Source organism: Pseudoalteromonas sp. S408 (assembly GCF_005886645.1).
Lineage (GTDB): Bacteria > Pseudomonadota > Gammaproteobacteria > Enterobacterales > Alteromonadaceae > Pseudoalteromonas.
Window position 1 is genome coordinate 1 of sequence record NZ_PNDY01000029.1, and the last position, 24,191, is coordinate 24,191.

21 protein-coding genes and 1 pseudogene are annotated in these 24,191 nt (G+C 39.8%); 17 read left to right on the forward strand and 5 right to left on the reverse strand.

Features of this window, described 5'->3' with window-relative positions:
* Nucleotides 1-367 (forward strand): annotated as a pseudogene (locus CWB62_RS16420) (ribonuclease E); the annotation flags it as partial.
* A gap of 987 nt (nt 368-1,354) precedes the next feature.
* Here CWB62_RS16420 and yejK read toward each other — a convergent pair.
* Nucleotides 1,355-2,371: a nucleoid-associated protein YejK gene (gene yejK, locus CWB62_RS16425; RefSeq protein WP_138529897.1), complete on the reverse strand. Its 1,017-nt coding sequence runs from the start codon at nt 2,369-2,371 to the stop codon at nt 1,355-1,357.
* A 62-nt stretch (nt 2,372-2,433) separates the two neighbouring features.
* Between yejK and CWB62_RS16430 the strand changes: the two genes are divergently transcribed.
* From CWB62_RS16430 to CWB62_RS16460, 7 genes are all read left to right on the forward strand, one after another.
* Nucleotides 2,434-2,646, forward strand: a complete 213-nt coding sequence (locus CWB62_RS16430) for a YejL family protein (protein WP_006794656.1) — start codon at nt 2,434-2,436, stop codon at nt 2,644-2,646.
* Between the two features lie 4 nt (nt 2,647-2,650).
* A complete protein-coding gene (locus CWB62_RS16435) occupies nt 2,651-4,144 on the forward strand; it encodes a DUF3413 domain-containing protein (protein ID WP_138529899.1) in 1,494 nt (497 codons plus the stop codon).
* Nucleotides 4,145-4,282: 138 nt separating this feature from the next.
* Entirely contained in the window at nt 4,283-4,729 is a 447-nt protein-coding gene (locus CWB62_RS16440) for a DUF4124 domain-containing protein (RefSeq protein ID WP_138529930.1), read from the forward strand.
* Between the two features lie 146 nt (nt 4,730-4,875).
* Nucleotides 4,876-6,594, forward strand: a complete 1,719-nt coding sequence (gene aceK, locus CWB62_RS16445; protein WP_138529901.1) for a bifunctional isocitrate dehydrogenase kinase/phosphatase — start codon at nt 4,876-4,878, stop codon at nt 6,592-6,594.
* A gap of 16 nt (nt 6,595-6,610) precedes the next feature.
* On the forward strand, nt 6,611-7,549 hold the full coding sequence (locus CWB62_RS16450; RefSeq protein ID WP_006794660.1) for a LysR family transcriptional regulator: 939 nt from the start codon (nt 6,611-6,613) through the stop codon (nt 7,547-7,549).
* 174 nt (nt 7,550-7,723) lie between these two features.
* Nucleotides 7,724-8,167: a ferritin-like domain-containing protein gene (locus tag CWB62_RS16455; RefSeq protein WP_138529903.1), complete on the forward strand. Its 444-nt coding sequence runs from the start codon at nt 7,724-7,726 to the stop codon at nt 8,165-8,167.
* A 251-nt stretch (nt 8,168-8,418) separates the two neighbouring features.
* Complete coding sequence (locus tag CWB62_RS16460; protein WP_138529905.1) at nt 8,419-8,814, forward strand: ExbD/TolR family protein; 396 nt, start codon at nt 8,419-8,421, stop codon at nt 8,812-8,814.
* 88 nt (nt 8,815-8,902) lie between these two features.
* Here CWB62_RS16460 and CWB62_RS16465 read toward each other — a convergent pair whose 3' ends face one another.
* From CWB62_RS16465 to CWB62_RS16475, 3 genes are read right to left on the reverse strand one after another with little or no spacing between them, the layout of a single operon-like run.
* Nucleotides 8,903-11,938, reverse strand: coding sequence for a TonB-dependent receptor plug domain-containing protein (locus tag CWB62_RS16465; RefSeq protein ID WP_138529907.1), 3,036 nt, complete (start codon nt 11,936-11,938; stop codon nt 8,903-8,905).
* Between the two features lie 9 nt (nt 11,939-11,947).
* Nucleotides 11,948-13,024, reverse strand: coding sequence for a FecR family protein (locus CWB62_RS16470; protein ID WP_138529909.1), 1,077 nt, complete (start codon nt 13,022-13,024; stop codon nt 11,948-11,950).
* On the reverse strand, nt 13,021-13,593 hold the full coding sequence (locus tag CWB62_RS16475) for an RNA polymerase sigma factor (protein WP_138529911.1): 573 nt from the start codon (nt 13,591-13,593) through the stop codon (nt 13,021-13,023). Before CWB62_RS16475 ends, CWB62_RS16470 begins: the two co-directional genes overlap by 4 nt.
* A gap of 120 nt (nt 13,594-13,713) precedes the next feature.
* On the opposite strand from CWB62_RS16475, the gene CWB62_RS16480 reads away from it, so the two are divergent.
* On the forward strand, nt 13,714-14,229 hold the full coding sequence (locus CWB62_RS16480; RefSeq protein WP_138529913.1) for a DUF2937 family protein: 516 nt from the start codon (nt 13,714-13,716) through the stop codon (nt 14,227-14,229).
* On the opposite strand, the gene CWB62_RS16485 is transcribed toward CWB62_RS16480, so the two are convergent.
* Complete coding sequence (locus CWB62_RS16485) at nt 14,209-15,096, reverse strand: LysR family transcriptional regulator (protein ID WP_138529915.1); 888 nt, start codon at nt 15,094-15,096, stop codon at nt 14,209-14,211. The genes CWB62_RS16480 and CWB62_RS16485 overlap by 21 nt on opposite strands.
* Nucleotides 15,097-15,219: 123 nt before the next feature.
* On the opposite strand from CWB62_RS16485, the gene CWB62_RS16490 reads away from it, so the two are divergent.
* The 8 genes from CWB62_RS16490 (at nt 15,220) to CWB62_RS16525 (ending at nt 24,085) form a co-directional block, all read left to right on the forward strand.
* Nucleotides 15,220-15,870 carry a peroxiredoxin-like family protein gene (locus CWB62_RS16490; RefSeq protein ID WP_138529917.1) on the forward strand — a complete coding sequence of 217 codons (651 nt, stop codon included), beginning with the start codon at nt 15,220-15,222 and terminating at the stop codon, nt 15,868-15,870.
* Entirely contained in the window at nt 15,870-16,631 is a 762-nt protein-coding gene (locus CWB62_RS16495) for a haloacid dehalogenase type II (RefSeq protein WP_138529920.1), read from the forward strand. The genes CWB62_RS16490 and CWB62_RS16495 overlap by 1 nt, the downstream gene beginning before the upstream one ends.
* Nucleotides 16,632-16,797: 166 nt before the next feature.
* On the forward strand, nt 16,798-17,403 hold the full coding sequence (locus CWB62_RS16500) for a PilZ domain-containing protein (RefSeq protein ID WP_138529922.1): 606 nt from the start codon (nt 16,798-16,800) through the stop codon (nt 17,401-17,403).
* Between the two features lie 106 nt (nt 17,404-17,509).
* Nucleotides 17,510-18,565, forward strand: coding sequence for an agmatine deiminase family protein (locus tag CWB62_RS16505; protein ID WP_138529924.1), 1,056 nt, complete (start codon nt 17,510-17,512; stop codon nt 18,563-18,565).
* Nucleotides 18,562-19,455, forward strand: coding sequence for a carbon-nitrogen hydrolase (locus CWB62_RS16510; RefSeq protein WP_138529926.1), 894 nt, complete (start codon nt 18,562-18,564; stop codon nt 19,453-19,455). Before CWB62_RS16505 ends, CWB62_RS16510 begins: the two co-directional genes overlap by 4 nt.
* Nucleotides 19,456-19,504: 49 nt before the next feature.
* Entirely contained in the window at nt 19,505-22,978 is a 3,474-nt protein-coding gene (gene mfd / locus CWB62_RS16515; protein WP_138529928.1) for a transcription-repair coupling factor, read from the forward strand.
* Nucleotides 22,978-23,814 (forward strand): peptidoglycan binding protein CsiV, encoded by an 837-nt coding sequence (locus CWB62_RS16520; protein ID WP_058406032.1) that lies wholly within the window; start codon nt 22,978-22,980, stop codon nt 23,812-23,814. The genes mfd and CWB62_RS16520 overlap by 1 nt, the downstream gene beginning before the upstream one ends.
* Nucleotides 23,815-23,833: 19 nt before the next feature.
* Nucleotides 23,834-24,085 (forward strand): hypothetical protein, encoded by a 252-nt coding sequence (locus CWB62_RS16525; protein ID WP_058406031.1) that lies wholly within the window; start codon nt 23,834-23,836, stop codon nt 24,083-24,085.
* The last annotated feature ends 106 nt before the right edge of the window (nt 24,086-24,191 follow it).

A 24,191-nucleotide genomic window follows, 5' to 3' on the forward strand; every position in this document is an offset into this window, starting at 1 on the left:
TGAAGAACCAGTGCAAGCTGAGGAGCCAGTTAAAGCTGAAGAACCATTGCAAGTTGAGGAGCCGTCTTTAGAAGCTGAGGCTGTGCCTGTTACAGTTGCTGAAACACCTGTTGAAGCTAAAGAAGCACCAGTGGTTGAAAAAGCCACTGAAGCAACTTTAAATTCTAAAACAGTAATCACTAAAGGACACGCAAGTGCACCAATGGCACAACCTGCTCCAGCATCAGACAGTGAAGTAAAACATGTACCAGCGGCTATGGCTCACGATAAACGTGAACTTATCCCTGATAGTGGTTTACGCGCAGGCTCAATTAAACCAGCTGGTCGTGCAAGTTCTGCAATGACAAAAACATTAAGCGCTGATTAGTAAATAGCACTTAATTTAAAAGCCCCGCTATTTTTAAATAGCGGGGCTTTTTTGTTTTTAGTGAAGCTTTCCCTAAGTCTACAGAATACTATAATGAGAAGCTGCGCTTCTAACGTGAGCAAGTTCAACGTCTACAACACTAATCCGAATTACCTACAGGCGTTAAGCTTGCTCACGCAAAATTGTTTTAAAAAGTGATTATGTCACCACCGAGAAGTAAAGGAGAAGCCAAGTAGAAGCAACAAAACCAATCTTTTTAACTCTGTGTAGCGCGAAGCGCCTCGGTGTGCTCTGTGGTCATATTTATAAATAACAAGAAGCTGCGCTTCTAACGTGAGCAAGCTCTACGTCTTGTATCTCTCATTTTAAGCTTCAAGGCCGTATTTAACTTTCTTGGAGCTTAAAATGAGAGATGGTATCTACAAAATAAAGTCAAACTTTACACCGTACATTACTAAGTGATTATGTCACCACCGAGAAGTGAAGGAGAAGCCAAGGAAAAGTGATTTAAGGGCTGGTGAATATTTTTTGGGTTTAACTTTGTTTATCTCTGTGCAGCGCCAGCGACTCTGTGTTCTCGGTGGTCATATTTATAAATAATAAGAAGCTTCGCTTCTAACGTGAGCAAGCTCTACGTCTACAAAGCCAACTCAAACTTTACACCGTACATTGCTAAGTGATTTTGTCACCAGGGAGTAGTGATTTAAGGGCTATTGTCTTCTCTGTGAAGCGCGCAGCGCCTCGGTGTTCTCGGTGGTAATATTATATTTATAAGAAACTGCGCTTAAGAAAAATGAAAAAAAGGCTTAATTTTACTTGTCTGCTCATTTGCCCCTCATTCACTACTCTTTGTACAATTAAGATCTTTAATCTATTTATAGATACGAGATTAGCAGCTAGCTTTAAATTAACTAGTGGCGTAACAGGCAAAAAAAAGCGCGATATGAATATCGCGCTTTTAATCGATTTGTTAACTCAGTAATGGGCTTATTCGCCTTCAATTTCCATAAAGCGTTGCAGTTGGTCTTTAAGGTTTGGCGGAATACCTTTAATCACCAACGTGTCTGTTGCTTCGTTGTATGTAACACGCTCACCTAAATGCTTGCGCTCAAAGCTTACACTCACACCGCCACCTAAACCTGAAAATTTAACCATACTGGTTACGGTTTTTTTATCGACTGGGAACGTTTCTTCTAAATCGTAACTCTGGTCTTTGCAAAAGCTGTCAAACGGGCTGTCGTCACCTTTTGAAATAGCGGCTGAAAGTTCACTTACGCTTGCTTCTTCGCCGGTAGTTACACAGTCATTGCAGTAATCAAACACCTGCTTACGTAAATCATCTTTTTCTGATTTATCGAACTGTTGCTCAGATAAATAATCCTCTACCGCATTTAGCATAACTTGGCTTTGTTGTTTTGGATCTACACCTTCTTCACAGCCTAAAAAATCTAAGAAAAAGTCAGCAACTTTTCGCCCTGCTCTGCCCTTTATAAACGAAATGTAACGATTATCTTCAGGTTGTGTATCCCAAGCGGTTAAATCTATACGCGCTGCTAATTGCATACGAGAAATATCCAGATGACGCGAGGCTGCTAAATCTAGCTCTGAGGTCATTGAGTAATGCTCTTTAATATTAATCATCGCAATTAGCATATAATCAGTAGCCACGTATTGGTAATGACAAAATACCAAATAGCCTGTTTCGTTAAATGCGTATTTATCTAGCTCTTCTTTTAATACGGTAGATGCTTGCTCAGTTAAGTGCCAAAAGCCCAGCTCGTTATTGCGGTAACTTTGCATAGATGACGCAACAATACTGTTTTTTTCGCCACTAAAGGCGCAGTAACCTTTACCTGGCTTACCCGTGAATGCATGGTGTAATTGTTCGATAAAAACAGCGACTTTATCATTAATGATCATTTCGTCGTTGCGAAGGTGAATTTGCGTATCGTCATCTTTTTTGTCTACATAATGAACGACTAATTTTTTAACGTCTGTTGTCATCTTTGTTTTTCACGCCTCAAGTGTTAAAATACGGGAATATAACTATTTTATTGAACCAACTGATGCCAATCTTATCAAAATACTCTAATGAAGAAGTAGAACAAATCGTCGACCAGCTTATTGATGTGCTAACTCAACACAAAGCACCGGTTGATTTAAGTCTTATGTGTTTAGGAAATTCTATCACGCATATCCTAAAAGAGCATGTACCAACAGGGAAAAGACAAGCTGTAACTGAGAACTTTGCAAAAGCACTTTCACAGTCGGTTAAATAAACACATGAATTTATCGCAGCACAATCAGTTTTCATCAAAAGCAAGTCAGTTGCTAAGCTGGGGGCATTGGTTTACCTTTGCCAACATAGGTTTAGCGCTACTAATTAGCTTAAGCTATTTATTTGCTGACTCGCCTCCTACAAGCTTTATGGGCATTACCTATATGCTAGTAACATGGCTTAGCCATACTAGCTTTATTGCCTTTTTAGCGTTTGTGCTGACGGTATTTCCTTTAAGTTTAGTGTTTCCTTACCCACGCCATATTCGTGGCATGGCAGCTGTTATAGCCACCTTTGGCGCGTCTTTGTTAACTTTAGACGCTTATGTATATGTTAACTTGGGTTATCATTTAAACCCATCGGCCCTGCCCGAAATTATTTCTTTACTTTGGAACCGCTTAACCACTTCCCCGGCACTTACTACGTTTCTTGCAGGTGGTATTGTGCTATTGATTTTAGGTTTTCAATTAGTCGTAAGCAATTATACCTGGCACCATTTGGCACGCTTAAAACAGTTTAAATTTGCACGTTACGCTATTTCATTTTTAGTACTTTGTTTTGCATTTAGTCACAGCATTCATATTTGGGCAGACGCTAACTTAAAATTTGATATTACCAAGCAAGATAACGTGTTGCCGCTTTCGTACCCAACTACCGCTAAAAGCTTACTGGCTAAAAATGACTTGCTTGACATAGAAACTTACAACCAAGCTCATAGCGTAAAAATTAGTAACCAAAATATTAATTACCAAGCACCGGCACCACTTGCTAAGTGTGACGAGTTTACTCAAGCCAACGTAGATATTTTTGTGTTTGAAACTGATGCACAACTAATGAAGTTTGCAAATAACAACAAAGAGCTACATAAAACAGATCTATTTTTACAACCTACTAACCATGACGATATGCTGTTTGGTTTAGTATATGGTTTACCGTCGTATTACAAAGCCGCTATCTTACAAGAGCAAGTACTTCCAGCTTGGCAGAGTCAACGCCGTAGTATTGAAGTTGTGGGTATTGATAACCTCAACTTTATTAATGATCAAGCCCATACTAGTAATGCCATTAGAGTTATTAAAGGGAACGACGAGCAAGCGCCACGCGACAACACGCATGTTTTTGCCTTTAGTTTAGCAAGCGACAACGCTGAAGTAGTCACTACATCAACCTTATATACTTCTGATAAAAACATTGCTGAAATAAATGGGCTGATACAACCTAGCGATTTAATTACAACGAGTGTTGGCAAATACTTAAACTGCAGCGCCATTGCTAAACAAACAATGCTCGGTGTGAATTTATATAAGAAAAAAGATGATATGGGCGTTAATTACAGCCAAGGTGTTGTAATTGCTTATAAAAAAGATCGGATCACCTTAATTGATTCAGATGGTAACTTTAAAAACATTTCTGCCGCTGAAGGTTTTTCTATCGAACAGCGCTTAGATATTCCTTTTTTAGTGCAAAGCATTAAAAAGCTTAAAACCTTTTCTGAATAGCCTGAGTATTAACCTAGCTTGCGATACTGCCAAGCTAGGTTATAGTTTTATTACCTGTTAATGACTTAACAAAATAAACTACGTTCATGGATGGCTGTTATGACTAAATTTACTCCTTCTGCTGTACTATTTGCCTGCATGTGTTTTTTAAGCAGCGATTGCAACGCAACCACCTACTATAAATGCGTGACCGAAAAAGGCACTACCTTTTCTCAGTTCCCGTGTGATAACCAAGCAACGGCTTATAAAGTGACTACTGCTAACGTCACAGAGTCAGGGCCTGATGCTAATTATTCAAAACAATTAAATGCACTTGAACGAGAGCAAATTTTAAAAGGCTTAGAGGCAGAGCTGCGCAGTAATAACCATAAGCTTGCTATTCTCGACAGAGACAAGCAACGTAATGAATACAAACAAAAGGAGCGCTTAAATCATATTTTGGCTGACGACGATAAAAAGCGAATTTCAAAAGACATCACTAAAAAGCTTAAGTTAATAAATAAAGAATATAAAAAAGATGTATCTACCATTACCAAACGAATTAAAAAACTTGAGAAAAAAATCGAACGTTATAAAAAAGAGTAATTAATCGCCACTTTATTCAGTTTACAATGTGCACTTTTAGTTAATTGAAAAATTTAGTCCCTATTAATTTAGCTTGGTTTTAAACCTAAAATAACATACCCTTAACAAAATAGAGTATAAGCTCTACTGTGTAATAAGGAGTGCTAATGCAGCCACGTAATATTGCTGAATTAATTTTAACTGGCTTTAAAAAGCACTATCAGCTTTTTCAAAAAATAACCGCTCAAGCGCCCCTTGCGTTTGCCAAACAAGACTGGCAAGCAATTAATGATATTAGCCGTTTGCGTATTAGTTACTACGATGAGCGCGTTAACGAAACAATACAGACCTTAAAACAAGATCACCCTTCGCACGAACTCGACGAAGTCCTTTGGCTTGAAGTTAAAAAACTATATCAACAATTTTTATGTTTTCACCCTCAGGCTGAACTTGCCGAAACATTTTATAATTCGGTGTTTTGCAGGCTTTACCATAGACGTTATTTTCATAACGATTTTATATTTGTACAAGCCACGTTAAAAGATGCGCCATCGGTTCCTGTTGAGTCAGAATACCGAAGTTATTTTCCAGTTGTTGATGGCCTTAAGCCCACAATTAAACGCATTATTAATCACTTTGACTTTAAAGCCCCGTTTGTTGATTTAGAGCGCGATATTCGTCTGCTAGTTAAAGCATTTTATAAACAAGCGCCTGACACGCATCATCAACCGTGGAAAATGCGCTTTGATATTTTACATACCGCGTTTTATCGTAATAAGGCCGCTTATATTGTCGGGCGGGTTGTGTCTGAAAGTGGTGTTCAACCTTTTATTATTGCTGTTCTCCACCACAAGGATAAAGGCTTATATTTAGATGCCCTACTCACTAAATCGTCACAGATGCGTGTTATTTTTGGCTTTGCCCGCGCTTACTTTATGGTTGAAACACACGCTCCTTCAGCACTTGTACGCTTTTTAAATGAGTTAATGCCCAACAAAACGATTGCAGAGCTGTATAATGCAATCGGTTTTCATAAGCAGGGAAAAACTGAGTTTTATCGTGAATTTTTGAATCATTTAACACATTCAAATGATGAATTTACCATTGCACCAGGTACACCGGGTATGGTGATGATGGTATTTACGCTCCCTTCTTTTGGTTATGTATTTAAGGTAATTAAAGACAAGTTTGGTGAGAGTAAACCGTTTGGTCGCGACACAGTTTTAAAACGTTATCAACTCGTTAAAAGTCATGACCGGGTTGGTAGAATGGCCGACACAATAGAGTATTCAAACGTCGTATTTCCTTTAGCACGCTTTGATAGTAATTTACTTGAGCAACTTCATAAAACGATTGGCTCGTCTATGGTCATTGAAGGTGATTGGCTGATCATAAAGCATTTGTATATTGAGCGGCGCATGACACCATTAAACTTATTTTTAGAAAATGCTGATGACGCAAGCGCTGCTGATGCGATAGAAGAATACGGCCAAGCTTTAAAAGAAATGATAGCGGTTAATATTTTCCCTGGCGATATGCTATTAAAAAACTTTGGTGTAAGTAAACACAAGCGCATTATTTTTTACGATTACGACGAAGTGCAATATTTAACAGACATGAATTTTAGAGCGTTGCCCAAGGCCAAAAGCTACGATGACTACTTAATGGATGAGCAAACCTACTCTGTTGCCCCGCAGGACGTTTTTCCTGAGCAACTTTGCACATTTGTGACGCCAAACCCGACATACAAACAGTTTTTAATCAGCACACACCCTGAACTGATTGATGTTAACTTTTGGAAGCAGGCGCAACAAAATATAAAAAATGGCCTAATAAATCATATTTACCCGTACCCGACAGCACAGCGTTTTATCCATCACTGGTAGGCGCAAGGACACACACATGAATATAAGCAAAATAGATTTAAACTTACTTGTATACCTCGATACACTACTTCGTGAGTGCAACGTTACACGCGCTGCAAATCAGCTAAGCATTACACAACCTGCTATGAGTAACGGCCTTAAGCGCCTTCGTAACCTTTTTAACGATCCTATTTTAGTTCGTACTAGCGATGGCATGGTGCCAACAGAACGTGCCATTGAGTTACAACCCGTCATTCGTGGCATACTCATGACGCTTGAAGAAACACTCGCACCAAACAGAGAGTTTGAAGCCAGCCAAAGTAAACGTGTATTCAGGATAATGGCCAGTGACTATGCAGCCAGTACACTTGCACCAAAACTACTAAGCAAACTGCACGAAGAAGCCCCAGATACAACGTTAGATATACTCACACCAAGCGACGTGACTTTTCACGATGTTGAAAACGGTAAAGTAGATATGGCAATTAACCGTTTTGAAAATCTTCCGCAATCGTTTCACCATAAGCGTATTTGGAAAGACAGCTTTTGCTGCCTAGTAAAAGCCGATAACCCAATAATCGAAAACTTCAGTCTTGATAGCTACCTAAAAGCTCGCCACATATGGGTAAGTAAAACAGGCTTTGGCGTGGGCGTTGGTATGGATCCAAAAGATGTGCAAAAACTGGGGTGGGTTGATGAAGCACTTGCTCATTTTGGTAAACATAGAAACATTGCCACATTTACACGTAACTACCATGTCGCCATTCACTTGGCAAAAGAGCAAAACTTAGTGGCTACTTTGCCATCAAAAGCGGCTAATATTTATTTAGACGATGCCGGTCTTAAAATTTTAGAGCCACCATTTCCTATTCCTCCTTTTGAATTAGACATGATTTGGAGCCCACTGCTGCACAGAGATGCTAGCCATATTTGGCTTCGTCAAAAAGTAGCTGAAGTGGCCGATGAACTAAAATAAATTTATTACACGATTATTTGTAAGATTTGCTAGGCGTCATAGTGTTTTTTCGCCTAGTTATTTTTATAAACTCTAGATACATATAAATATCAGTTACTTAACTCCGCCATTTAAAATGGAATGGCTCTTGCTTTAGTTATGATAAGTTTCATTCATAACATTAAAGAGGTCATTATGAACACCCTTCAAGGAACAGACGCTAATCATATTTCAGACATCATCCAAGTAATGAACAGCGGTATCGATTTTTACCAAAAAGCACAAGAGAATATTGAAGACCCCGCCATAGGGGCACTATTTCAGCGCATGATTGATGCGCGCAGAGTAAGTATTGAACGCCTGCAACCCTATGCTATAAACGAGCAAGGCGAGCGAGAAGAAGGGTCGTCATTTGCTGTTGAAGCACGCAGAGCATACACCGCGCTTCTTACCACGTTTAGTTCAAACAACGACAGCACCTATGTAAGCGAGCTTGAAGAGGTTGAGGACAAAACCTTAGCGGAAATTAAAGAAGCGATGGATAAACCACAACCTGCCGATTGTAAAGCCGCGCTTGCCGCAACACTCCTTACAATGCAAAGTTGTCATGCTGAAATGAGCCGAATGCAAAAAAGCTAACTAACCTGAATTGTTTTTTAGCTATTCAGTAAATTATTACCCATACAAACCCAGCAACAGGCTGGGTTTTTTATTACTCAAAAATCATGAATATGTTTTAGTTACATGTTAGAACATATTTTATACAAATATTTAATGTTATTAGAATATTTATTTAACTGTATTATTTTTCAGCTGTGCTAGTTTTGTTAATAGGATCCTAGAAACCTCGCTGTGGCGCCGCAGCTTTAATTAAAATAGTAAGGTCCAATATGAAAAATAAAACAGCTAAACTGCAAGATAACGCCGACGTAGACATGACCCCAATGCTTGATATTGTGTTCATACTGCTCATATTTTTTATTGTTACTACCTCATTTGTTAAACCCGTCGCCATTGAATTAAACCGCCCATTAGATAAACCAAGTATTGAAAAACAAAGTAAAAATGCAGTTTTCAGTATTGATGCAAATAACGGCGTTTACTTTTCAGGGAGGTTAATTGACTTAGAGCAAGTGTCGAACAACTTAGCCATGTTTGCAGCTAAATATGAAATAAGTTCGGTGCTTATAAAAGCAGATGAAAACAGTAAACACAATACGCTGATGACGGTGATGAATAACATTAAAGAGTATGATAACTACACAATAAGCTTAGTTTCTAATTAAAACCTATTAGCTAATCAGTGTTAAATATAAAACCAAAAAAAGGGCCTTTCGGCCCTTTGAGTTAAATAACGAAAGGGAGAGTTAGTTATTAAAAGCGGTACTCTGCGCCTACATAGTAGTATGCGCCGTTAAAGCCAAAAGGTGCTGAACGACGAGAGTATTCAAACACGCCATTACTACTTACAACAGTATTGCCGTTAGCGTCTACAATTGTGCCTGTACGAGAGTTACCAATTTCATTTTTGTCTGGGTATACATCAAGTAAGTTATTAGCACCCACATTCACAGATAGGTTTTCGTTAATAAAGTAATTAACTTTTACGTCTGTTAGTATTTCGGCACCGTAAGTTTGACGACCACCGTCTTCTACTGTGTATTCACCAAAGCGATTAAACGACAGATTAACGGTCCAGTCTTCGTTTTGATAAAGCGCACTTAAGTTAATACGATCTTCTGGTTGCCATTCTTCAATAATCGAAATTTCTTGATCTGAAAAAACGCTTTCAACTGGCACAGTTTCAAGACCTGAACCTGATGGTGTAAATAACGAAACAACTTCAGTTTCTGTAAAGTTAGCAGCAAGGGTAAAATCAAGTGAGCCGCCAAACCCTTCAGTATTGTAGGTTGCAACAAAATCTATACCGCTTGTTTCTGTGTCTGCACCGTTTAAGAAAAACTGGCCTGCACCGGCACCAGAGCTAACAAGCGCGGCGTCTAAACTAGTAGAAAGCCCTTTACCTAAACGGTTACTGATAACAATTCGGTCGTCAATATCGATTGAGTAGTAGTCGACCGTTACGTTAATGCTGTCTGTTACGTTATATACAATACCTAAGCTACGGTTTTGAGATTTTTCTTCTTTAAGTTTTGGAATACCTAAACTTTGTGCCAGTGTAGAGTCGTTTCTGAACGTTCCCACTTCTTCGGCTACTAATGTGCCATTTGGCCCTACAACAAACTGTGTACTTATGTTGTTAAAGTAAAGTTGTTGCATAGAAGGCGCTCTAAAGCCTGAGCTTAACGCACCACGTAATGAAATATCGTCTGTAATTGCCCAGTTACCCGCTAACTTAAAGTTAACCGTATCACCAAACCCTTTGTAGTTATCGTAACGAAGTGCGCCCGATAAAATTACGTCTTCAATAACATATGCTTCAGCGTCTAAATAAAACGAAATCACATCTCGAGATTCATCTACTGATGATGCAGGTGACGAACCACCAAAACCTTGCGTGCCGCCAGACGCGTTTTCGCTGCCGACACCGCCACTTAAACCACTGTAAATGCTTACGCCGTTATTTGTATCGTAATCACGATAAGCATACTCATTACCAGCTAAAATACGGTACTCGTCGGTACGCATTTCTGCGCCCATTGCTAGTGAGTAATCGTCAAAGTTTTGAGTAAAATCTAAATTAATTGTTTGTAGAGACAATTCCATGCCGTAAGCATACGCTTCACGCGGAATGGTCGAACGAATGTCAGCCGCGCTTAAGCCCTGTTCATAACGTAAAAAGTTAGCGTACGATGCGTTGATTGTATCGCTTGTTGTGTAGTCGATACTGTTTTCACCGTACGTGTACGACAAATCAAGGCTTGAATCGTTATCAAACTCAGTTTTGTAACCAAAGTTATAAGAAATATCATCAATGGTGGTGTTTATTTTTGGTAAAAAGCCAAGTGGAATTGTTGCGTCACCATCTTGTAATACCGGGTTGCCACCCGCATTAGCATTGTGACGGAAAAACGCGGCCGATTCGTTGTCGCGTGTTGAGTACGTGATAAACCCATATAATTCGCCATCGCCTAGTTCATAACCCGTATTTACGGTTAAACCAAACTGTTGCGAATCAGCATCACCAATTCTAAATGTATTACGATCAGCTGTTAATTCACGTGGGTCACCTGCCAGCAATGTTCCATCGCTGAGTTCTTCACAGCCGTAAAACTGACACGAACCATGCAAACCTGCACGATTAGTTGGCGCACGATCACGGTAATTAATAGTTGTATTTAAGTAGCCATTGTCACCGAGTGCAAAACCTTTGTTGAAGTCAACATTAACTGTTTCACCGTCACCTTCAGAGTATTCACCGTAGTTAATTGCAGCTTTACCACCTTCACTGCCATCTTTTAATACAATGTTGATAACACCTGCTATTGCATCAGACCCATATTGAGCAGCTGCACCGTCACGAAGAACTTCAATACGTTTGATTGCAGAAGCCGGAATAGCATTCATATCAGTACCCGCAGTACCACGACCAACCGATGTATTAATATGGATAATGCTAGCTTGATGACGACGTTTACCGTTGATCAATACCAATGTTTGATCGGGACCTAAACCGCGTAATGTTGCAGGTCTTAATGCATCTGTACCGTCGCTGATAGATGAACTTGAAAAGTTAAATGAAGGCGCAATTGCTTGTAGCATACGGCCCACTTCAGTTTGCCCTGTATTTTCAAGTGCTTCAGCACTTAAAATATCGACCGGAACGGGTAAATCTTCAACCGAACGCCCTGCTACACGGCTACCAACAATTGCAATTTTTTCGATTTTTTCTTGGGCAACGTCTTCTGCCGCATTTACACCTTGAGAATTTACCGCCAGTAATGCCGGTAATACTGCTGCACTGACTGCTGAAAGCTTCATCATGTTGTTATCATTCCTGTTGATTTGTTTGAGTTTTATACTCAGTAATCCATTTTGATCAACAACCGCATCGAGCCCAGTCCCTACCAATAATGCCTCCAGCGCATCTAGTTGGGTATAAAATCCATAGACTGAATTTGCTTCATATTCTTTAGCTAACTCGTATGAAAACACCACGGTTTGCTTGGTTTGTTTAGCAAATTCAATTAAGGCTTTGTCTGCTCGCTGCGCTTTTATATCAAATTGCACCATTTGCCCGGTAGTTTGACTTGCGGCTTGCACACTTAGGCTAAACATAGCGGGTGCAAACACACATAAACCACTCAATAAATGCAATTGGTTACTGCGCACTGTATATAAACAGCTGGCAAACAAAAATCCTCTATGGTTTTGTTTCTTTTTTTTAATCTTTTTTTTACGTGCAGGATTTAAAGATGCAACTTTATCTAACATATGTCTGATTTGCATAGCTGCTTCTTATGATTTTGTATTTTGCGTAAGCGTTACTGTGTGTTTACCTTGGCGTTCATGGCTAATAGAAAAGTTAGTGTGTAAACTTTCTAACAGACCAGTCACATCGCCTGCTTTAAACACACCGGCTACTTTAATAGACGCAAGTTCTTCTGACGATAATTTAAAGCGTGTAGAGGTATAACGGCTCACTTCATTTAAAGCGTCGCTAAGCGGTTCACCATTAAAAACAAGCATGCCATTTTGCCAAGCTAAATCACGTTCAACATCATCAATAGAAAGCTGAGTGATTGGCTTAGTGATGCTTTTTTCTATAACAGCCTTTTCGCCAGAGGTAACTATATTGGCATTAATTTGGCGTATTTTTTCTGCATTTTTATCAGCTAACTGATAGGCTTTAAAGTCGCTGGCATCCACTGCTACACTCGGATCGGTGATCATTACTTTGCCTTCGGTTACCACCAGCTCTAAGTCGGAAGATGTATTGCGCTGAACATTAAATACAGTACCCAATGCAGTAAAACTTTTATTGCCAGCCATTACACTAAATGGGCGAGATGCATCTTTAGCAACGTTAAATCGACCTTCCCCCCTATTGAGCAATAGTTGTCTGCGGCCTTTGCTATAAGCGACTTCTAATAAACTATTTGTATTTAATTGCACAATGGTGCCGTCGGGTAATGCGTAAGTTGCTTGCTCGCCAACTTTAGTTTTATAAATTTTAGTGTAATTAACTTTTGCTAACTGTTGGCTGTAACCGTTTTCTAAATTAATTAATAGATAACTACACACCATAAGTGCTGCAAATAAACTGGCTGCAATAGACGTTGAAACCAGCCATCTTTTTTTAGGTTGCTTACTATTACGATGAGGGAATAAATTACTGAGCTCGTTTAAAACAGATATTTCATCCCATAGGTGGGCTAGCTCGTAAAGTGCATCTTGGTGAGCGTTGCTTTGCATCATCCACAGTGTAAACTGCTCTTTTTCATCTTTTGATAAGCCACGGTCAATGGCGCTGATCCAGTTACAAGCTGTTTCTAAGATTAAATCTTTTGAAGTAAATTGATGAACATTGCTCATTTTGCAACCCTCTTTACGGTTAACGGATAGAGAGAATTGTCGTGATTAGTTTTTGCCACTTGGCTTTGATCGTGTTCGCGCATGTAAAGCATGGTTTTTAATAACCCTTTAGCAATGTGTTTTTCAACAGTACTCTGACTAAGCTGCATCTCGCTTGCGATCTCTTTTTGGCTCATGCCATATACTTTTTTTAGTATAAAACATTTACGGGTTGATGGACTTAATTGCTCTGTTGCTCTACAAAACAGTAAAAAACGCTCTTTGGACGTGTATTCGTCTTCAAGCTGCATTGACTTTAGCAACACAGGTAATTCGCTGTCATCATCAAGCGAATCATTAAATTTGTTGTCCCACTTAGCAACATGGTTTAATGCTAAATGTTTAGCGGTTTTTAACATGTAACTACGGGTATATTGAATATCTTGTTTTAAATCAGCCTCGTAGCTTTTTATAAATGTTTCTTGCACAATGTCGTCTACGTCATCGGGCTGTACAATTCGAGAAACAAAGCGTTTAAGTTGGCTTGAAATATCAACAAATGTTGACGCAAATTTATTCTTTTGGGTCATGTTTAGTAAACACCTGTTGTTATTATTGTTACCGTAAGATTACGAGTTTTGAATATAAAAAACTAGTTAAATGTAAATTTTTAGTTGTATAAATGTCATATTTTTTTATTAGGGGTATTAATGGGTAAAATTTTAGACTACATCCGACTGAGTTTTTTTGCTTGCGGGCTGCTTTTAGGCGTGCAAATACCTGCATTTGTCAGTGATTTTGGCCAAGCATTAAACGCTCAATTAGTTGAGGCAAATAATGCGATTGCGCCTTTTCAAAAAGACGCCAAAAAATACTTTAACAACGACCTAACCAAATTAATAAAACACTATGAAAATTTAGGCGATGAAATTGTCGGTAAAGGTGCCAATCATATTCAAACTCTCAGCCAGCGTCAGCAAACGTTGGCAAAGGCTGTTGATGCGTTTTCAAGTTCGCCTTATCTGTTTACACTTACCAGCGAGCTAAACACTATAAAACAGCAAGTATGGCAACGTTTTGAAGGGCAAATAATTTTAAAAACAGACTCTATTACAGCAGCAATTATCTTTGCAATAATCATTGCATTTATTGCAGAACTTACAGGCTTTTTGTTGATGACTGTAATTAAGCGCACATACCAACGATTAGTCGGTGCATGCGAATAACGATTTCATAAAATCAAAAAACACCTCTGTTTTTCGAGTTGTTAAACTATTTTGTGGCCGTAAAAACCATACAGGGGCATCGCTTTGTGCCAATGCGTTTGGCATCACTTCTACTAATGCGCCATTTCTAAGTTCGTCATTTATAGCAAGTCTTGATTTTATAGCAATGCCATGACCCGCAATGGCAGCTTGTGTCATGTTGTCGGAGTTTGAAATAGTAAAACGTGTTTGTGCATTAAATGTGTGAACTTTTTGTTGGGCATCATAAAGCTTTAATTGGCGTTGCCATGGTAGGCAGACCCAAAAATGTTTTTCCAACTCAGTAATGGTTGTTGGCATTGAATCCTTTTTTATATAGCTGGGTGCGGCGCATAATATACGACTGTTATTGACTATTTTACGTGAAAGCAATCCTGAATCATTTAATTGCCCTACACGAATAGCCACATCTTGCGCATCATCAACCACGTTTACAAACTGATCGGTTATTAAAAAGTCTAGCTTTAGATCTGGAAAAGCGTGCTCAAATTCATTAAGCCTAGGCATTACGTATTTAGAAAAAACCCAAGGTGGCATGGTGACTCTCAATAACCCACTTACCGATGAACTTCGTGCGCCAATACTGTGCTCTGCATCGCGTAATGCTTCAATTATGGCACCTATACGGGTATAGAATATTTCTCCCGCTGGGGATAAGCGCACGCGTCTGCTGTCTCTAAACACAAGCACAGTAGCTAGCTCTCGCTCTAATTTACTTAAGCGGTGACTCACTGTTGCAGGTGATAAACGCTGTTCACGAGCAGCTGCCAACACCCCTTTATTTTCAACCACGGCAATAAACGTTTCTAGGTCACTTAAACTGTACATAAAAAACCACAATGTCTTTTCAATGTTTAGTATTTTCGAATGAAGCTTTCAGTTTTACAATGTTTATTTAAATATTTAAAACCATATACTTTTCTGCAATGTAATAATTGATGAGACTAAGCCATGAGTTTAAAAGCACAAATAGATGCATTTAATGTTCAAAAAGAAGCTAATTTACCCGCAGACGTTTTAGCATTAATGAATACAACGAACGAAGAATTAATTGCTCAGCACATAAAAAATAATGCCCTACAGGTAGGCGATAAGGTAGAAAATTTTACCTTGGCAAACCATCTAGGCAAAAATGTAGAACTGGTAGATTTATTAAAAAAAGGCCCGGTAGTGATTAGTTTTTACCGTGGTGCCTGGTGCCCGTATTGTAATTTAGAATTAAAAGCACTGAACGATTATTTACCTCAATTTAAAACTAAGAGCGCTCAATTGGTGGCAATTTCTCCTCAGCTACCAGATCAAACCTTAACGACTGCCCAAAAAAATGAGCTCGAGTTTGATGTGCTCTCAGATGTTGGTAATAAGGTTGCACAGCAATTTGGCTTGTTGTTCACACTCGATAAACGTATTCAAGAGTTATATACCGGCTTTGGGATTGATTTTGAACAAACCTACGGCGACAAAACTTACCAGCTGCCCCTTCCTGCAACCTATGTAATTAACCAAAATGGCATCATTACATACGCGTTCTTAAACGAAGATTACACATTGCGTGCAGAGCCGAGTGATGTGATGACCGCACTCGATGGAGAAAAAAAATAATGCCTTTACTAAAATCATTAAAATTACTCACACTACCCCTTACTTTAGCAGCTAGCTTATTAGTAAGTTCAGTAAATGCAGAAGAAAGTAAAGACAAACCAAAAGTACTTATTTTTGATGTAAACGAAACCTTGCTCGACCTAACCAGTATGCGCACCTCAATAGGAAAAGCATTAGGTGGCAGAGAAGATTTACTGCCTTTGTGGTTTTCAACCATGTTACACAACTCGCTGGTAGACACAGTAACCGGTGATTACCATGACTTTGGCCAAATTGGTGTAGCGTCACTAGCTATGGTGGCAAAGAATAACAATATTAATATTACCAACGAGGAAGCTAAAACAGCCATCGTTACGCCGCTGTTATCACTACCGCCGCACAGCGATGTGAAAGATGGACTGGCAAAACTCAAAGCGCAGGGCTATAAGTTAGTAAGCTTAACTAATTCGTCAAATAAAGGGGTTAAAACTCAATTTGAAAATGCAGGTTTGTTGTCATATTTTGACGCGCGTTACAGCATTGAAGATATTAAAATATATAAACCTGATTTACGTGCCTACGACTGGGTACTTAAAAAGTTAAACGTAGCACCCAACGAGGCCATGATGATTGCTGCACATGGTTGGGATGTTGCTGGTGCTAAACAAGCGGGCTTACAAACAACCTTTATTGCACGCCCAGGTAAAGCGTTATATCCGCTTGCGAAAAAACCTGATCACGTTGTGAAAGATTTACATGAATTAGCCGCTCTACTTAAATAACGAGCGCTACTTACAAAATCAATACCCAAGCGGCCAATCTCAGGAAGAGTTTGACCGCTTTTTTATCACTAAAAACCGCGTATAAACAAAGTATTTAGCGATTTTAACTGCTAGCAATTTACCCCTCACAACGCTACTATTTAAATATCACGTCGTGGAGATAATTATGAATAGTCAAAGATTAAGCGAGTTTGAAGAGTATTTTCAAATAAACGAGAGCATTAGGGTTAATTTGTTTGCTGTACCCAATGAGCAAGTACCTAAATCTCAGCTAGCACTTGATGATGATATTCCGCCTCTTTTTAGATTAGCTAATGAAGTGAGTGAACTTGAACAAAGCTCATTACGCCCACTTCGAAACTTAGGCGATGTAGCGCAAGAGCTTGCCGCGTTTTTACAAGCGCAATCGCGAAAAATAGATTTAATTATGAGCCACATTTTAGCCTCTGAGCAAGCGCAGGAAAATGCTATACACTGCGATAGTTATGGCGGCGGCGGTATTAAATTTACATCGTCTGATGTGTATTCAATTGGGCAATCGTTTAGGACAAAACTTTTTTTGCATCATGAAGCATCAGCTGTGTATTGTTACACCGAGGTTGTTGCTATAGAAAAGCAAGACAACGATCATTATCAATACACCGTGCTGTTCACCGCTATCAGAAACACTGATCAAGAATTAGTAGTAAGAGCAAGTTTGCACGCGCAAACGCGCCAACTAAAAAAGCGCCAAGAACTAGAACAAACATCAGACGATTCAACCACTGAATAATTGTATTTGCAGTAAATTTAACTTGCTAAAGCAAACCGATTTTTCAAGTGACTTGGAAGTAACACAGCTGCTAAACTAGTAGTATCTCTATTTGTATAAAAATTCCATGAACTTTAGACTTTTACCTGAATGGGCCGAGCAAGACGCTGTTATGCTTACTTGGCCGCATAAACATACCGATTGGGCTGATAATTTAGCCCGTGTTGAGCCTGTCTATGTTGAGCTTGCAAAACATATAACACACTACCAATCGTTAGTTGTTGTTGCTCATAACGAAGCCTTAAAAACACATATTACTGCTCTACTCACTCATGCCTGTATTAAATTAGAACGTGTTTATTTTGTTGTAACACCTACTAATGATACATGGGCACGCGATCACGGCCCACTAACGTGTGCAAATATAAGCAATGAGACTAAACTAAAAATCTATGATTTTACGTTTAACGGCTGGGGCAATAAATTTGAAAGCGCACTTGATAATCAAATCAATAAGGCAGTAGTTGAGCAGCTAAGCCACGCTAACAATGATTATCAAGCACTAGATATGGTGCTTGAAGGTGGCGGTATTGAAATAAACGAGCACGGCGTATTGCTAACAACCAGCGAATGTTTGCTTAATAAAAATCGTAATCCTAATTTATCACCTAACGATATTGAAGCCTTATTAAAAACGCATTTAGGGGCCACCGATTTTTTATGGGTCGATCACGGTTATTTAGCCGGTGACGATACCGACAGCCATATAGACACGCTAGTCCGATTTGCACCAAACAATACGCTAGTATATGTACAATGTGATGATGAAAATGACGAGCATTTCAGCGCGCTTAATGCGATGGAAAAACAATTAAAAGGCTTTAAAACGGCTAATAACACCCCATATAATTTGGTTGAGTTACCATGGCCAAAAGCCGTGTATGACGATGAAAAATCGCGCTTACCTGCAACCTATGCTAACTACTTAATTATTAATAATGCTGTGCTTGTTCCTATATACAACGATGTGAACGACAACCGTGCTTTAGCACAGGTTCAAAAAGCATACCCACAGCACACTATAATCGGCGTAAATTGCCAACCCATTATTGAGCAATTTGGCAGCCTACACTGTATTACAATGCAATTACCACGTGGATTTTTAGCTGGAGCAGCACAATGACAAGCCCTGCAAAGTTAACCGTTGCTTTAGTGCAACAAAGCAACAGCGATAACGCTGATGAAAATATGGCTAAATCAATCAAAGCCATTCGGGAAGCCGCAAAAAATGGGGCTCAGCTTGTTGTTTTGCAAGAGCTTCATCGCAGTCTTTATTTTTGCCAAACCGAAGACGTTGATGTATTTGACCTTGCAGAAACCATACCTGGGCCAAGCAGCAACACCTTAGGTGAAGTCGCCAAAGAGCTCAATATTGTTATCGTGGCGTCATTATTTGAGAAGCGCGCTACAGGCTTGTACCACAATACCGCTGTGGTGCTTGAGAAAGACGGCAGCATTGCAGGTAAATATCGCAAAATGCACATACCTGATGATCCTGGTTTTTACGAGAAATTTTACTTTACCCCTGGCGATTTAGGCTTTGAGCCTATTCAAACATCGGTAGGTAAATTAGGTGTGTTGGTGTGTTGGGATCAGTGGTTTCCAGAAGCGGCGCGTTTGATGGCAATGGCCGGTGCCGAGCTATTAATTTACCCAACCGCTATTGGCTGGGATCCGAATGACGACAAAGATGAACAAACACGTCAAAAAGATGCATGGGTTATTAGTCAACGTGCTCATGCGGTCGCAAACGGAGTACCGGTGATTAGCTGTAATCGTGTTGGTCACGAGAGGGACCCAAGCGGACATAGCAGCGGCATTCAATTTTGGGGTAACTCGTTTATTGCTGGGCCTCAGGGTGAGTTTTTAGCGCAAGCTAACAACATCGATGAACAAATATTAGTGGTAGAAGTTGATCAAAAACGCTCAGAAAACGTAAGACGTATCTGGCCGTTTTTGCGTGATCGCCGAATTGATCACTACAGCGACCTTACAAAAATATACCGCGACTAACTAAAAGAATGGCTCTTAGCTTATAAGAGCCAATCAAATGGAGTAATAAATGGCGTTTGAGCAATGGGCAGCCTTGCCTTGGGTAAAATCTCAAAAAGATAAAATTCAGTGGGGGCAGCTAAGCGGAAGTGGTTTAAGTATTGCCATTGCCGAAGGTGTTAAACAACAAGAAAACTTAGTATTAATTGTTACACCCGACACACCCAGCGCGCTGCGCCTTGAAACAGAGCTAGACTACTTATTACCTGATAACCCGGTGATGGTATTTCCTGATTGGGAAACCTTGCCTTACGATCATTTTTCTCCTCATCAAGATATTATTTCTGCGCGCTTAGCCACATTAAATACCCTAAAAAAAGAACAACAAAGCGTATTAATCGTGCCTGTCTCTACGCTGATGCTGCGCACCGCGCCTGCCTCGTTTATTTATGGTTCGACAATAAACTTTAAAGTAGGCGATAAGCTCGACACTCATAATTTTAGACAAAATCTAGAGCAAGCAGGTTACCTAAACGTACAACAAGTGATGGAACATGGTGAGTACGCCATTCGAGGCTCAATCGTCGATTTATACCCTATGGGTAGCCCGCATCCATTTAGGCTCGACTTTTTTGATGACGAACTTGATACGATTCGCTTGTTTGATGTGGAAACGCAGCGCTCTGACGAAAAAGTAGAGAAAATTGAATTACTGCCCGCACACGAATTTCCAACTAATGAGGCAGATATTGAGCGTTTCAGAATTGGTTACCGTGAAAAGTTTGGTGCAAGTTCAGAGCAAGATTCTGTTTACATGCAAGTTAGTAAAGGAAATTGGCCTGCTGGTATTGAATACTACATGCCGTTATTTTTTGAAAACCTAGCCACGATTTTTGACTACCTGCCTGATAACACAACCGTTATGCAGTTAGGCGATTTAGAACACGCCGCCGACAATTTTTGGCACGATGTTAATGTTCGCTATGAAAACCGTAAAGTAGACCCACTGCGCCCACTACTTGAACCCAATGCGCTATATCAGCCAATTGACGAGCTGTTTTCTAACTTAGGGCAATTTGCACGTATTCGTTTATCGCTTGCCAAGCTAGGCACGAAAGCAGGTAATAAAAATTTGTCGGTTAGTGAACTACCCGCAATAAGAATAGATCATAAACAGCACGAACCGTATGCTGCATTTATAAACTACGTCGCAGCGCAAAAGAAGAAAAAAAGCAGCATATTATTGAGCGTTGAATCGGATGGCCGTCGTGAATCGTTACTGAACATATTAAAACCCAGCGGTTTAAAATTTAAAGAGTTTGATACCTTTGAACAATTTACCCAAAGCGATAGTGATGTAGGCTTAATTGTAAGCCCGCTTGAGCAAAGTGTTGTACTTGGCTCTAAACCTACTTTATCGATTATTACCGAACAAGAGCTGCTAGGCATTAAAGTATCGCAGCGCAGACGTCGTAAACACAAATACGAAGCAAGCCAAGATGCACTGATCCGTAACTTAGCTGAACTCAAAGAAGGTCAGCCCGTTGTGCATCTTGATCACGGTGTTGGCCGCTATCAAGGTTTACAAACTATTGATGCGGCAGGTGTAATTACGGAATTTGTTACCATAATATACGCCGGTGAGTCTAAATTGTATGTGCCGGTGTCGGCTCTGCATATGCTCAGCCGTTACTCAGGCGGCGAAGAAAGCAGTGCACCACTGCATAAGCTCGGCTCAGACGCCTGGGAAAAAGCAAAAAAACGTGCTGCTGAAAAAGTACGTGATGTAGCCGCTGAGTTACTTGATATATACGCACAGCGTCAAGCTAAACCAGGTAATAAATTTACCCTAGACGGCCAAGCCTATCGCCAGTTTAGTGAAAGTTTTCCGTTTGAAGAAACCGACGACCAGCGTAATGCAATTGAAGCTGTATTAGGCGACATGCAATCAAAACAAGCGATGGATCGTTTAGTGTGTGGTGATGTAGGCTTTGGTAAAACCGAGGTTGCTATGCGTGCAGCTTTTGTTGCTGTTAACGATGGTAAACAAGTTGCCATTTTAGTGCCCACTACCCTCCTTGCGCAGCAACACTATGAAAACTTTAAAGACCGTTTTGCTGACTTTCCTATTGAAGTGGGTGTGCTTTCTCGTTTTAATTCAACAAAAGAGCAAAAAGACACCCTAGAAAATATGGCTAATGGCAAATTAGACATTGTTATTGGCACACATAAACTTATTCAACAAGACATTAAATTTAACGATTTAGGACTTCTCATCGTAGATGAAGAGCATCGCTTTGGTGTGCGCCAAAAAGAAAAAATTAAAGCACTACGTGCGGATGTCGATATTTTAACACTTACTGCAACACCTATCCCTCGAACGCTTAATATGGCCATGAGTGGTATGCGCGACTTATCTATTATTGCGACTCCACCGGCTAAACGCTTGGCGGTTAAAACCTTTGTTCGCCAACGTGATGTAGAACTTATTCGCGAAGCCATTCTGCGTGAAATCAAACGTGGCGGCCAAGTGTACTTTTTGCATAATAACGTTGAAACAATAGAGCGCGTGGCGCAAGAGCTAAGTGAATGGGTACCTGAAGCGAATGTGATTACCGCTCACGGGCAAATGCGCGAGCAAGAGCTTGAGCAAATAATGACCCAATTTTATCACCAAAAATACAATGTAATTGTGTGTACAACCATTATAGAAACTGGTATTGACGTGCCTACGGCAAATACCATTATTATGGATAGAGCCGACAAGCTAGGTTTAGCACAATTACATCAATTGCGTGGTCGTGTTGGTCGAAGCCATCATCAGGCATATGCCTACTTACTCACAGGCGACCCTAAAGCGTTGTCAAAAGATGCCAGCAAACGTTTACAAGCCATAGAGTCGTTAGAGGACTTAGGTGCTGGTTTTGCACTTGCTACACACGATCTAGAAATTCGTGGTGCAGGTGAATTATTGGGCGACGATCAATCTGGGCAAATGCAAACCATTGGCTTTAGCTTGTATATGGAAATGCTTGAACAAGCAGTTAATGCATTACGTGAGGGTAAAGAACCCACCCTTGAAAACCTATTACAAAAACAAACCGAAGTTGATTTAAAACTGCCTGCATTACTGCCTGATGATTATATACATGATGTAAATGCACGATTAGGTATGTACAAGCGTGTAGCTAGTTGTGCTAACCTAGGCGACATTGATGAGTTACAGGTAGAATTAATAGACCGCTTTGGTTTACTCCCTGATGCAGCTAAAAACTTATTTAGTTTGCAACAACTTAAAATGCAGGCCAGTAATTTAGGGATAACAAAAATAGAGGCAAACCCTAAAGGCGGCTACTTTGAATTTAGCCAAAATACTAAGGTTAATCCTAGCTTCATTATTGGGCTGATACAAAGTGCGCCGCATATTTATAAAATGGAAGGCGCAAATAAATTGCGCTTTGCGATTAGTGAGGCAAATGCCCGCGAACGCTTAAAAATGGTCACTGCTATGATCGCAGATTTCGAAAAAAAGGTTAGCCATTAATGTTGCTAAAAAAATCGCTGGTAGTTTTATGTTGCTTATTTAGCAGCACTGCAGTTGCAGAGCGTTGGTTTGAAGCTGAGGTGCTGATATTTAAACAGCGTCCAGCCCCCTATTTACAAGAAGACTTTAGTTTAAAACACGAGGCTATTGAAGATAAAAACACGCTTGATTTGTTAACGCCACTTTATACCGAGCAAGCCATGCAAGCCTGTATTGATGGCGACACGCGGTTTCAGACGCGTTCATTTACCGATTCGCTAGTAAACGATAACCCTCGCTCGGGTGTTTGCGACGCAAGTACCGACTATGTACAAAGCTACGATAAACTGCCCGTAACGCCTATGGCACCCGCACTCGATACCATGGAACAAACCTACTTACTTGCCCCTGAGCAATTACAATTTAAAACGCAGTATGAGCAACTAGACCGTAAGGGCTTAACCCCTATTTTACATACTGGTTGGCGTTTTGAAGCAAAAAGTAAATCTCGTGCGCCAAGCATGCACTTATTTGCCGGTGAGCAAATTAAAACACGCGTTTTTGATGTGCCACGCTATTCAAACCCAGACTTTGTCAGCTTATTGGACCCACAACCTAGCCTATTTAATGAGCCCGATGAATCAACAAGTAAATGGGAATTAGATGGGTTATTTAAAATTCATTTACGCCATTATTTATTTATCACTGCAGATTTTGATATTAGCCAAAAACTTCAAAGTGGTGATGTAGAGTCGTCACGTTTTGCTCAGTTTAAACGTGTAATAAGTGGTGAAATTCATTACTTTGATCACCCTCGTATGGGCATGATTGTCCAAATTAGAAAATTTAAACATTAATACTAAGTAGGATACAACAATGAAAAAACTCCTAATTATTGCAGCTACACTAAGCCTTGCAGCATGCTCTAAAGTAACAGTAGAAAACTACGAAAAGATTAAAATTGGTATGGATAAAGCTGAAGTTGAAGCCGTACTAGGTAGTGCAGATAATTGTGTAGAAAAAACGCTTCACACTAACTGTGTTTGGGGCGACGAGTCTAAAAATATAGAGATTACACTTGTTTCAGACAAAGTAACTTTATATAGCAAACATGGTTTAGCTAACTAAGTAACGCTTAAATAATTAAAAAAGGGGGATAGATTATATCTATCCCCCTTTTTTAATTATATGGCTATAAAACCTATTTTTTAGAGTAAATAAGCTCAATATTGAC

Excerpts from the sequence above, each read along its gene's own strand:
- CWB62_RS16525 (WP_058406031.1), top strand. The coding sequence starts at position 23,834 with ATGAAAAAACTCCTAATTATTGCAGCTACACTAAGCCTTGCAGCATGC.
- CWB62_RS16430 (WP_006794656.1), top strand. The coding sequence starts at position 2,434 with ATGCCAATCTTATCAAAATACTCTAATGAAGAAGTAGAACAAATCGTC.
- CWB62_RS16495 (WP_138529920.1), top strand. The coding sequence starts at position 15,870 with ATGCCTTTACTAAAATCATTAAAATTACTCACACTACCCCTTACTTTA.
- CWB62_RS16490 (WP_138529917.1), top strand. The coding sequence starts at position 15,220 with ATGAGTTTAAAAGCACAAATAGATGCATTTAATGTTCAAAAAGAAGCT.
- yejK (WP_138529897.1), bottom strand. The coding sequence starts at position 2,371 with ATGACAACAGACGTTAAAAAATTAGTCGTTCATTATGTAGACAAAAAA.
- CWB62_RS16465 (WP_138529907.1), bottom strand. The coding sequence starts at position 11,938 with ATGCAAATCAGACATATGTTAGATAAAGTTGCATCTTTAAATCCTGCA.
- CWB62_RS16500 (WP_138529922.1), top strand. The coding sequence starts at position 16,798 with ATGAATAGTCAAAGATTAAGCGAGTTTGAAGAGTATTTTCAAATAAAC.
- mfd (WP_138529928.1), top strand. The coding sequence starts at position 19,505 with ATGGCGTTTGAGCAATGGGCAGCCTTGCCTTGGGTAAAATCTCAAAAA.
- CWB62_RS16435 (WP_138529899.1), top strand. The coding sequence starts at position 2,651 with ATGAATTTATCGCAGCACAATCAGTTTTCATCAAAAGCAAGTCAGTTG.
- CWB62_RS16455 (WP_138529903.1), top strand. The coding sequence starts at position 7,724 with ATGAACACCCTTCAAGGAACAGACGCTAATCATATTTCAGACATCATC.
- CWB62_RS16520 (WP_058406032.1), top strand. The coding sequence starts at position 22,978 with ATGTTGCTAAAAAAATCGCTGGTAGTTTTATGTTGCTTATTTAGCAGC.
- aceK (WP_138529901.1), top strand. The coding sequence starts at position 4,876 with ATGCAGCCACGTAATATTGCTGAATTAATTTTAACTGGCTTTAAAAAG.
- CWB62_RS16485 (WP_138529915.1), bottom strand. The coding sequence starts at position 15,096 with ATGTACAGTTTAAGTGACCTAGAAACGTTTATTGCCGTGGTTGAAAAT.
- CWB62_RS16440 (WP_138529930.1), top strand. The coding sequence starts at position 4,283 with ATGTGTTTTTTAAGCAGCGATTGCAACGCAACCACCTACTATAAATGC.
- CWB62_RS16510 (WP_138529926.1), top strand. The coding sequence starts at position 18,562 with ATGACAAGCCCTGCAAAGTTAACCGTTGCTTTAGTGCAACAAAGCAAC.
- CWB62_RS16450 (WP_006794660.1), top strand. The coding sequence starts at position 6,611 with ATGAATATAAGCAAAATAGATTTAAACTTACTTGTATACCTCGATACA.
- CWB62_RS16505 (WP_138529924.1), top strand. The coding sequence starts at position 17,510 with ATGAACTTTAGACTTTTACCTGAATGGGCCGAGCAAGACGCTGTTATG.
- CWB62_RS16460 (WP_138529905.1), top strand. The coding sequence starts at position 8,419 with ATGAAAAATAAAACAGCTAAACTGCAAGATAACGCCGACGTAGACATG.
- CWB62_RS16480 (WP_138529913.1), top strand. The coding sequence starts at position 13,714 with ATGGGTAAAATTTTAGACTACATCCGACTGAGTTTTTTTGCTTGCGGG.
- CWB62_RS16470 (WP_138529909.1), bottom strand. The coding sequence starts at position 13,024 with ATGAGCAATGTTCATCAATTTACTTCAAAAGATTTAATCTTAGAAACA.
- CWB62_RS16475 (WP_138529911.1), bottom strand. The coding sequence starts at position 13,593 with ATGACCCAAAAGAATAAATTTGCGTCAACATTTGTTGATATTTCAAGC.